At 62.1% G+C, this 8,680-nt stretch carries 10 protein-coding genes; 4 read left to right on the plus strand and 6 right to left on the minus strand.

Annotated elements, in window-relative coordinates; translation table 11 throughout:
• The first annotated feature begins 54 nt into the window (after window positions 1-54).
• Window positions 55-615: an NUDIX hydrolase gene (locus tag QLG03_RS08675; RefSeq protein ID WP_023291398.1), complete on the plus strand. Its 561-nt coding sequence runs from the start codon at window positions 55-57 to the stop codon at window positions 613-615.
• On the opposite strand, the gene QLG03_RS08680 is transcribed toward QLG03_RS08675, so the two are convergent.
• The 3 genes from QLG03_RS08680 to QLG03_RS08690 form a co-directional block, all read right to left on the minus strand.
• The gene (locus tag QLG03_RS08680) at window positions 605-1,459 is read right to left on the minus strand and encodes a DMT family transporter (RefSeq protein WP_023291399.1); all 855 of its coding nucleotides are present in this window, start codon (window positions 1,457-1,459) and stop codon (window positions 605-607) included. The genes QLG03_RS08675 and QLG03_RS08680 overlap by 11 nt on opposite strands.
• 24 nt (window positions 1,460-1,483) lie before the next feature.
• Window positions 1,484-2,293, minus strand: a complete 810-nt coding sequence (gene nlpA, locus QLG03_RS08685; protein ID WP_023291400.1) for a lipoprotein NlpA — start codon at window positions 2,291-2,293, stop codon at window positions 1,484-1,486.
• 127 nt (window positions 2,294-2,420) lie between these two features.
• Window positions 2,421-3,326: an AraC family transcriptional regulator gene (locus tag QLG03_RS08690; RefSeq protein WP_023291401.1), complete on the minus strand. Its 906-nt coding sequence runs from the start codon at window positions 3,324-3,326 to the stop codon at window positions 2,421-2,423.
• 118 nt (window positions 3,327-3,444) lie between these two features.
• Between QLG03_RS08690 and QLG03_RS08695 the strand changes: the two genes are divergently transcribed.
• The gene (locus QLG03_RS08695; protein ID WP_004145017.1) at window positions 3,445-3,981 is read left to right on the plus strand and encodes a peroxidase-related enzyme; all 537 of its coding nucleotides are present in this window, start codon (window positions 3,445-3,447) and stop codon (window positions 3,979-3,981) included.
• Between the two features lie 20 nt (window positions 3,982-4,001).
• Here QLG03_RS08695 and QLG03_RS08700 read toward each other — a convergent pair whose 3' ends face one another.
• Window positions 4,002-4,472 (minus strand): nuclear transport factor 2 family protein, encoded by a 471-nt coding sequence (locus QLG03_RS08700; protein ID WP_023291403.1) that lies wholly within the window; start codon window positions 4,470-4,472, stop codon window positions 4,002-4,004.
• Window positions 4,469-5,101 (minus strand): pyridoxamine 5'-phosphate oxidase family protein, encoded by a 633-nt coding sequence (locus QLG03_RS08705; protein ID WP_101976652.1) that lies wholly within the window; start codon window positions 5,099-5,101, stop codon window positions 4,469-4,471. The genes QLG03_RS08700 and QLG03_RS08705 overlap by 4 nt, the downstream gene beginning before the upstream one ends.
• Window positions 5,102-5,196: 95 nt before the next feature.
• Here QLG03_RS08705 and QLG03_RS08710 point away from each other — a divergent pair, with 95 nt between their 5' ends.
• A complete protein-coding gene (locus QLG03_RS08710; RefSeq protein WP_023291405.1) occupies window positions 5,197-6,111 on the plus strand; it encodes a LysR substrate-binding domain-containing protein in 915 nt (304 codons plus the stop codon).
• Here the strand turns inward: QLG03_RS08710 and QLG03_RS08715 are convergent.
• Window positions 6,108-7,601 carry an MDR family MFS transporter gene (locus tag QLG03_RS08715; RefSeq protein ID WP_023291406.1) on the minus strand — a complete coding sequence of 498 codons (1,494 nt, stop codon included), beginning with the start codon at window positions 7,599-7,601 and terminating at the stop codon, window positions 6,108-6,110. The genes QLG03_RS08710 and QLG03_RS08715 overlap by 4 nt on opposite strands.
• Before the next feature lie 80 nt (window positions 7,602-7,681).
• Between QLG03_RS08715 and QLG03_RS08720 the strand changes: the two genes are divergently transcribed.
• Window positions 7,682-8,329, plus strand: a complete 648-nt coding sequence (locus QLG03_RS08720) for a TetR/AcrR family transcriptional regulator (RefSeq protein ID WP_023291407.1) — start codon at window positions 7,682-7,684, stop codon at window positions 8,327-8,329.
• The last annotated feature ends 351 nt before the right edge of the window (window positions 8,330-8,680 follow it).

Raw genomic sequence — 8,680 nt, forward strand, 5'->3', positions numbered from 1 at the left:
ATCCGCCTCCGGCTATGTTGTTCTGAAGGCTCCATTTTTGACAGGAGTGGCAGGATGAAGAAAAAACTGACCGCCGCCGATATGCACGACCCGCAGGTCATCGCCGAGACGCCGTGGTTCAGCATGCGCAAGGTGGGTATTGATATCGCCCCCGGCGAGCGCCGCGACTTTTACGCCATTCACTATCCGCGCCCGGCGGTGGGGATTGTGGCTATCCAGGATGACAAAGTGCTGCTGATTCGCCACTACCGCTACCTGATCGACAAGGTGGTGTGGGCCATTCCGTCAGGCGGCGTTGACGAAGGGGAAGATCCGGCGGCGGCCGCGCTGCGCGAGCTGCGGGAAGAGACCGGCTGGCAGGCGCAACGCGTCGAGGAGATCATGCGCTTCAACCCCTCCTACGGCAGCAGCGACCAGCTGTTTATCACCTGGCTGGCCACCGGTTTACGCTGGGTGGGTATGGATGCGGATCAGGATGAAGTGATGGAAACCGGCTGGTTTACCTTTGAGGAGATAAACCAGCTGATCGCCCGCGGCGAAATGCCGGACGGGCTGTCGCTGGTGCCGCTGCTGCAATTGATGGCGCAACCGCGCACCGGGCAGGCTACGGCTTAAGCATCCGCCAGCGGAACCACAGCTGGGCAACCAGGATCAGCACGCCGCCGATAATCTTCTGCAGCGGCAGCTGTTCGCCATACCACAGCGCGGCGGCAATGACCGTCAGCAGCGGTTCGAGCACCATAATGATCGCCGCGCTGGCCACCGCCGCGTACTTCTGCCCCTTCATCTGCAGACCGAAGCGCAGGCTGGTGGCGATGACAATGCTGGCCACCAGCCAGCCGAAGGTCGGCAGAGTCATCGGCTGGTCCCAGCGTTCAACGGCAGCGGAGAGGGTCAACCCGACGATACCAGTGATCGCCAGCTGCACGGTGGTCAGGGGGATCAGCGGTACTTCGCGCGCGCAGCGGCTGGTGTAACAGAACCAGATGGACTGCACCAGCGCCGTCAGCAAAAACCAGCCCTGGCTGGGATGGAAGACTATCGGCATGTGCAGGCTGAGCAGGCCCAGGCCCACCACCGCGATCGGCAGGCACTCCCACCAGGCCCGCGGCGGACGCACCTTCATCATCACCCACGCGGTCAGCGGGACGAACATCATCGACAGGCTCATGATAAACGCCCCTTCGCCGAGCGACGCCGTCGTGGAGACCGAGTAGATCCACAGGCAGAGGTTGAGCGCAAACCATAGCCCGCTGATGATGAGCTTTGGCCAGTGCTGCTTTTGCGGGCGAAACCCGCGGCAAAACGGCAGCAGCAGCAGCGCGGCGAAGAAAAAGCGCAGCCCAAGGAACGCGAATACCGGCATGCCGGCGATCGCCTCGCGGGAAAAAATCCAGCCGCAGGCGGCAATCACCGTCGCGGCAATCAGCAGCAGATCGGCCTGCCGTTGGCGTACCATACGCGCCTCTCCCTGTAAGTTGGCTTACCAGCCCGGCACCGCGCCGCCGTTGAAAATAGTCTCTGCCGCCTTCGCCACCTCCGGCGACTGGTACGACTGCATAAACTCCTTCACGTTTTCCGCGTCTTTATTGTCTTCACGGGTCACGATGATGTTCACGTAGGGCGAGTTTTTATCTTCGATAAAGATGCCATCGCGAACCGGCGACAGCCCGGTTTGCTGCAGGTAGGTGGTGCTGATGATGGCCACGTCGACTTTAGGATCGTCGAGTACGCGCGGCAGTTGCGCCCCTTCCAGCTCCATAATTTTCAGATGATGCGGGTTGTCGGTGATATCCACCGCCGTCGGCAGCAGGCCGGTACCGGCTTTGAGGGTTATCAGCTTCTCTTTTTGCAGCAGCAATAGCGCCCGCCCGAGGTTGGTCGGGTCGTTGGGGATAGCGATCGTCGCGCCGTCTTTCAGTTCGGCGACTGACTTTATCTTGCGCGAATAGCCGGCCATCGGGAAGACGAAGGTATTGCCTACCGCCACCAGATGGTAGTTATGCGCTTTGTTGTCCTGCTCAAGGAAAGGCCGATGCTGGAAGACGTTGGCGTCCAGATCCCCGGCGTTGGTCGATTCGTTAGGCAACAGCGAGCCGCTGAACCCCACCAGCTCAACCTCCAGACCATACTTCTCTTTGGCCACTTTCTTCGCCACTTCCGCCACATCCTGTTCAGCGCCGTTAATCACGCCGACCTTAATGTGCTTCGCTTCATTACCCTTTTGGTCGCAGCCGACCAGCGCCAGACCCGCCAGCATTACCGCGGCGGCGGCACGTAAACGTAATCTCATCCTCTTCACCCTGTCCGTCCTGACTGTCGTTGTTTTTTTCGTGCAAAACTATAGCGACTTTCGGGTGGGGTAATAAACAGCAAACCGCGCAACCGGAAATAAAATCATCTTCGCCAGGCGCGAAGCGCTAGCCCCGTCGCCACTCGCCCGGCGTCACGCCATAGCGCATTTTGAAGCGCTTCGAGAAGGACGCCAGCGACTGAAAGCCGCAGCGTTCGGCAATGACCTCGAGGTTGGTCTGACGCTCCAGGCGCAGCAGCCGGGCGGCCAGCGCCATTCGCAGCTGCGACAGCCACGCCTGCGGCGTCAGGTGATAAACGCGGGCAAAATGGCGGGCAAAGGTGGCCCGCGACAGAAAGGCGCGGGCGGCCATGGTTTCCAGCGTCCACGGCTGCTCCGGGGTCGCCATCACCGCCAGCACCGCCGGCATCAGGCGCTCATCGCTCATCAGACGCAGCAGCCCGCCTGGCGGCTGCTGCTCGCCAAGCAGCATGCGCAGCAGCAGCACCAGCAGCGTATCGCCGAGGCTGCGCACGATAGCGCTGCCGCCGGGACGCTGCGCCAGACTTTCGCGGACCAGTATGTTAAGCAACGGCTGCAGCTCCGGGCAGTCTTCGCGCGCATCGGTATGGAGATGGATCAGCGTCGACGCCTCAGTGAACAGCCAGCTGACGTGCGGACCAAAATAGAATTCGCCGCACAGCATCTCCAGCGCCCCCTCCGCCGGGCCGGCGCGCATTTCCGTCACCGTGCCGTTAAAGCGATGCGCCACCGGCAGCACCTGGCCCCACTCCACCAGGCTCTCCATCAGGTGCGGCGAACCGTGCGGCAGGAGGACCACATCTCCCGCGCGCAGGTGATGGGTCTGGCCGCCGACGTTGAGCCGCCCCTCGCCGCGCAGCACCACGTGCCATGGCACCACGCCGCTGCGCATTTGCTGGTGACCGGCCTGCCAGCGGCCGCCGAAGCGACAGTGCAGGTTCACTTCGCAGCGCGGCGCCAGCAGCGCCAGCAGATGACTGAGACTGTCCATGCTTCTCCTGAGACGATAAGACAAAAAGGTGAGACGAAGACCGCCAGTCTAGCATGCGGCAACCGCCTAAGATGACCCCAATGCCAACACACACCCTCGAAAACAACAGGAGTTAACCATGAGCCGTTTAGCTGATATCCGTGAACAAGACGCCACCGGCAAAGCCGCCGATATTTTCGCCGGGATCAAAAAAGCGATGGGCAAAGTGCCGAATGCCTACCTGACCATCGGCGGCCACTCGCCGGCCGCGCTGCAGCAGGCGCTGGCGCACAATGCGATGCTACATAAAGGCAGCCTCAGCGCCCAACAGCTGGAAGCCATTAACCTGTCGGTCAGCGAAGCCACCGGCTGTGACTACTGCCTGGCCGCACATACGCTGATGGCGAAAAAAGCCGGCTTCAGCAGCGAACAGATCCACGCCCTGCGCCGCGGGGAGTATGCGGAAGAGGCACAGCTTGATGCGCTGGTGAAATTTGCGCAGACGCTGGTGACCACCACCGGCACGCTGCCGGAAGCCGACGTCGCCGCGCTGCGCAACGCCGGTTTTAGCGACCAGCAGGTGATTGAGATTATCAGCGCCATCAGCGCAATCTTGTTCACAAATATGGTGAACCGGGTTAACGACACGGTGGTCGACTTCCCGAAAGCCGATTAATCCGTCGCGCAGCGCCGGTTTTACAGCCCCAGGTCGCTGAGCCCCGGATGATCGTCCGGGCGACGCCCCTGGGGCCAGTGGAACAGGCGCTCGCTTTCGGCGATCGGCAGGTCGTTGATGCAGGCGTAGCGCGTCTGCATCAGCCCGTGCTGATCAAACTCCCAGTTTTCATTGCCGTACGAGCGAAACCAGTTGCCGCTGTCGTCGCACCACTCATAGGCGAAGCGCACGGCGATGCGATTTTCCTGCCATGCCCACAGCTCCTTAATCAGCCGATATTGCTGCTCTTTACGCCATTTTCGCTGCAGGAATTCGACAATTTGCCCCCTGCCGTGGACAAACTCGCTGCGGTTGCGCCATTCGCTGTCCATGGTGTAGGCCAGAGCGACCTTTTCGGCATCGCGGCTGTTCCAGCCATCTTCCGCGGCGCGGACCTTCTGAATAGCGCTGTCGCGGGTAAACGGCGGTAACGGGGGACGTTGTTCGGTCATGCTGACTCTCCTCTGCGGGCTAATTGCTGCTGCAGGCGCTGATTCTCCTGCTCCAGGTCATGAATACGTTGCTGCAGGTTCTGGCTGTACTCCGCCACCTGCTGCTCGCTGTAGCGCGGCGTAATGTGCTGCGGGCAGTTCCAGTCAAACGCCTGCAGATGAAAAAGAAACAGGCGCTCGATGCGGGCGCGATAGTTGGCCGGCGCCACCTGCGCCAGCAGCGGCGGGTGGTTCTCTGCCGCCACGACCTCGACGGTGGCGTAGATTTTCAGCCTGGCACGGCGCGGATAATCCATCAAAAACAGGCAGGCCCGGTCGCTGCCGCGCAGGTTGCCGGTGGTGATGTACTGACGGTTGCCGCCGAAATCCGCCATCGCCAGGGTGGTATCGTCCAGCAGATGCAGAAACCCCGGCGGGCCGCCGCGATGCTGAATGTAGGGCCAGCCGCTCTGCGACACCGTCGCCAGATAAAAGCTGTCGCGGGTGGCGATCATCCCCGCTTCGCTGTCGCCGAAGCGGTCGGCCTGGCGGCGGCTGTGCGGCGTTTGCCACAGCTGGTCGCTGCCCATTTCATGCTGCACATCCATCACGTCCGGGGTGATGGCGATATCGAGAAAGGTTGCTGCCATAGCGCCTCCTGTTGTCTGGCGCCATCATGGACTGTACTGCGAAAAATGATAATACTGGTTTAGTGGCAATCATCTTTCCAAAAATCGGGAGAATAATGGATCGATTAAGCGCGATGGCGCTGCTGGTGAAAGTGACCGAGCTGGGGAGTATGTCGGCGGCTGCGCGGGCGCTGAATATGCCGTTGACCACCGTCAGCCGCCATATCGGCGAGCTGGAGAACGCGCTGGGGGTGCGCCTGCTGGCGCGGACCACCCGCAAACTGACGCTCACCGACGCCGGGGTCGATTATGTCGCTGCCGCGCGGCGGATCCTTGAGGAGGTGGAAAACGCCGAACGCCAGGCGACGGGCGAGTATCAGGAACCGAAAGGCGAGCTGGTGATCTCTGCGCCGACAATGTTTGGACGCCAGCACGTTCTCCCGGTGATCGCTGAATTTATCGCCCGTTACCCGCAGATTCACGTCCGTTTGCTGCTCAGCGATCGTAACGCCGACCTGGTGGGCGACCATATCGATCTGGCGGTGAGGATAGGCGACCTGGCGGACAGCAGCATGGTGGCCACCCGCCTCGGCAGGATGCGCATTGTGGCCTGCGCCCATCCGGCGCTGCTGGCGAAATACGGCGAGCCGCAGCGGCCGCGCGATCTGGCGGCGCTGCCGATCATCCGCATTGAATCGCCGATGCCCTATCGCGGCTGGCGCTTTCGCGCCGCTGAGCGCGAGGACCAGTTGATTAACCTGCCGCCGGCGTTATCGGTCACCACGCCGGAGAGCGCTGCCGATGCCGCGCGGCTGGGGGTGGGCGTAGCTCGCTTACTGCACTATCAGGCGCTGGACGGCCTGCGACAGGGTGAGCTCCGTCTGCTGCTGGAGCGCGTCGAGCCGGAGCCGGCGCCGGTCCATTTGCTGTATACCGCCCGGGACCTGGCGCCGCTTAAGCTGCGAAAATTTATCGATTTTGCCGCGCCGGCGCTGCGTCAGGCGCTGCTGCGCATCGCCGGGGCCGCTTAGTGCGTCGCGGTCTTCAGCGGCGCCTCCTTTAACAGCCAGGAGAGGACAAACGCCACCGCCATAATGCAGGCCGCCATGAGGAACGCCGCATGGATCGCCGCGCCGAAGGCGTCGAGATAGTCGAGGCGGATATCCGCGGGCAGGTGCTGCACCGCCACCGGATTCATTCCCGGCGGCAGTACCGCGCCTTCCGGCAACAGATTTTGCAGGTTGCTCTGCAGCACGTGCGTGAACACCGCGCCAAACAGCGCCACGCCGATGGAGCCGCCGATCGAGCGGAACAGGGTCACGCCGGAGGTGGCGACGCCGTAAAGCTTCGCCGGCATCGCGTTCTGTACCGCCAGGACCAGCACCTGCATCACCAGCCCCAGACCGGCCCCCAGCACGCCGGTAAACAGGTACAGCTGCCACAGCGGTGAGTGAATGGTGATCCGGGTCAGCAGCACCATACCGGTCACGCCAAGCAGGGTACCGAGGATCGGAAACAGGCGATATTTACCGGTACGGCTGATAATCCGCCCGCTGATAATCGAGGTCAGCAGCAGGCCGCCCATCAGGGGGATCAGCTGCAGCCCGGCCTCGGTGGGGGTCGCCTCCTTCACCACCTGCAGATAGAGCGGCAGGAAGGTGACTGATCCAAACAGCGACATGCCGATGACGAAGCCGATCAGACTGCACAGCAGGAAGCTGCGGTTGCGGAACAGCGACAGCGGAATAATCGGCTCGGCGGCCATTCGCTCTTCGTAGATAAAGCCGATGACCCCCACGATACCGAAGGCCAGAATGCACCACAGCTGCGGGTCATTCCACGCATGAACGCTGCCCCCTTCCGAGGTAAACAGGATGATGCACAGCAGCGCCATGCTGAGGTAAATCGCCCCCAGCCAGTCAATCTCATGCTGGCTGCGTTTATTGCTGCTGTGGAATACCGCGCCGATCACCAGCAGCGCGAAGAGACCCAGCGGCAGGTTGATGTAGAAGATCCAGCGCCAGGAGGCGTGCTGCACCAAAAAGCCGCCGATCAGCGGGCCGATCACCGTCGCCAGGCCAAAAACGCCGCCGAACAGCCCCTGATAGCGGCCACGGCTGGCGGGCGGGATGACGTCGGCCACCGCCGCCATGCTGATGACCATCAGGCCGCCGCCGCCGAGCCCCTGCAGGCCGCGCATTAGCACCAGCTGGGTCATGTTCTGCGCCAGCCCGCAGAGGGCGGAGCCGACAAGAAACAGCCCAATCGCCACCTGCAGCACGATTTTGCGGCCGAACAGATCGCCGAATTTACCGTACAGCGGCACCGCGATGGTGGAGCTGAGGATATAGGCGGTAACCACCCAGGAAAGCTTGTCCAGCCCGCCCAGTTCGCCGACAATCGTCGGCAGCGCGGTGGAGACAATGGTCTGATCCAGCGCGGAGAGGAGCATCACCAGCAGCAAGGCGCTAAACAGCAGGCGTATCGACTGCACCGGTGGGTTCGCGACTTGAGAAGTCATCACAACACTCGCTTGAAATTAATTAAATGCATAATTAATATTTAGTGAAAGAATGAGTCGGGTCAAGAGATCGCCATATCATGACAGCACAAAAGGATCAGGATACCCCCCGCCGCCCGGGGCGGCCGCGCGGTAAAAAACCGGGTACCGCCAACCGCGAACAGCTGATGGACATCGCCCTGACGCTGTTTGCCCGCGACGGCGCGGCCCGCGTGTCGTTGAATGCCATCGCCAAAGAGGCCGGGGTGACGCCGGCGATGCTGCATTACTATTTCAGTTCGCGGGATGCGCTGGTGACGCAGCTGATCGAAGAGCGCTTTATGCCGCTGCGCAACCACATCAGCCGCATCTTTGTCGACCATCCGCAGGACCCGGTGCTGGCGCTGACGATGATGGTCGAGACGCTGGCGCACATGGCGGAGAAAAACGCCTGGTTCGCGCCGCTGTGGATGCAGGAGATCATCGGCGAGATGCCGATCCTGCGTCAGCATATGGACGCTCGCTTCGGCGAGGAGCGTTTTCAGGTGATGCTGGAGGCGGTGCGCCGCTGGCAGCGGGAGGGCAAGATTAACCCGGCGCTGTCGCCGGAGCTGCTGTTTACCACGGTGATTAGCCTGGTGCTGGTGCCGTTTTCGCGCATCCACAGCGATCCGCGTTTACAGGCGGTTGACCGCCAGACCATCGTCAGCCACGCGCTGGCGTTAATGGGCCATGGCGTCGGGGGTTAAGGCGTGGTTTTGACGCTTTTGTAGCCCGGATAAGGCGCCACGCGCCGCCATCCGGGATTTTCCCTGCTCGCGCTACGCTTAGCAGGGCTACAGAAATAACGGCACAACCGTAAATTTCCCTGCTCGCACTGCGCTTAGCAGGGCTACAGAAATAACGGTACAACCGTAAATTTCCCTGCTCGCACTGCGCTTAGCAGGGCCAGCACTCCCGTGTTATGTCCGGGCAGATTGCGCTCCCGATATTTCTTCTGCGTTATGCCTGGCATGGCGCAGGGAGCGCACAGGGGGCGGCCAGTCGCCGCCGCCCCCTGTACCCCCGGGCTCCGGCCAGCAAAATCGCCGCTACGCGGT

This window comes from Klebsiella sp. V115_8 (genome assembly GCF_029967715.1).
Taxonomy (GTDB): domain Bacteria; phylum Pseudomonadota; class Gammaproteobacteria; order Enterobacterales; family Enterobacteriaceae; genus Klebsiella; species Klebsiella quasipneumoniae.

Bases quoted from the DNA above. Each gene is read 5' to 3' on its own strand.
- QLG03_RS08705 (WP_101976652.1), bottom strand. From the start codon at position 5,101: ATGGCAGCAACCTTTCTCGATATCGCCATCACCCCGGACGTGATGGAT.
- QLG03_RS08695 (WP_004145017.1), top strand. From the start codon at position 3,445: ATGAGCCGTTTAGCTGATATCCGTGAACAAGACGCCACCGGCAAAGCC.
- QLG03_RS08675 (WP_023291398.1), top strand. From the start codon at position 55: ATGAAGAAAAAACTGACCGCCGCCGATATGCACGACCCGCAGGTCATC.
- QLG03_RS08680 (WP_023291399.1), bottom strand. From the start codon at position 1,459: ATGGTACGCCAACGGCAGGCCGATCTGCTGCTGATTGCCGCGACGGTG.
- QLG03_RS08690 (WP_023291401.1), bottom strand. From the start codon at position 3,326: ATGGACAGTCTCAGTCATCTGCTGGCGCTGCTGGCGCCGCGCTGCGAA.
- nlpA (WP_023291400.1), bottom strand. From the start codon at position 2,293: ATGAGATTACGTTTACGTGCCGCCGCCGCGGTAATGCTGGCGGGTCTG.
- QLG03_RS08715 (WP_023291406.1), bottom strand. From the start codon at position 7,601: ATGACTTCTCAAGTCGCGAACCCACCGGTGCAGTCGATACGCCTGCTG.
- QLG03_RS08700 (WP_023291403.1), bottom strand. From the start codon at position 4,472: ATGACCGAACAACGTCCCCCGTTACCGCCGTTTACCCGCGACAGCGCT.
- QLG03_RS08720 (WP_023291407.1), top strand. From the start codon at position 7,682: ATGACAGCACAAAAGGATCAGGATACCCCCCGCCGCCCGGGGCGGCCG.
- QLG03_RS08710 (WP_023291405.1), top strand. From the start codon at position 5,197: ATGGATCGATTAAGCGCGATGGCGCTGCTGGTGAAAGTGACCGAGCTG.